Below are 244 nucleotides of genomic sequence, written 5' to 3'. Positions count from 1 at the left end.
TCTGTCACTCCCGTCCGCTCTCTCCGCCTGTGCGAGGGGCCTCGGTGCCGCCCCCCCCCCACCCCCCCCCCACCCCCCCCCCGCCCCCCCCCACGCCCCCCCCACCCCCCCCCCCCCCCGCCCCGCCCCCCCCCCCCCCCCCCCCCCCCGGCCGCCCCCCCCCCCCCGCCCCATGTGAACACGGCCGGTCGCCCGCAGATCGACATGAATGGCCTGCAGCTGCTCGACGCCTGTAGCGGTTATA

1 pseudogene is annotated in these 244 nt (G+C 80.7%); it reads right to left on the bottom strand.

Annotation, left to right across the window (positions count from 1 at the left end):
• Nucleotides 1-171 precede the first annotated feature (171 nt).
• Nucleotides 172-244, bottom strand: a pseudogene (locus AAEZ08_RS23345) (hypothetical protein); the annotation flags it as partial.

The sequence above is a fragment of the Pseudomonas sp. E45-MNA-CIBAN-0222 genome (genome assembly GCF_040310405.1).
GTDB classification, from domain to species: Bacteria; Pseudomonadota; Gammaproteobacteria; order Pseudomonadales; family Pseudomonadaceae; genus Stutzerimonas; species Stutzerimonas stutzeri_AC.
This window is presented reverse-complemented; position numbering and strand designations above follow the sequence as displayed.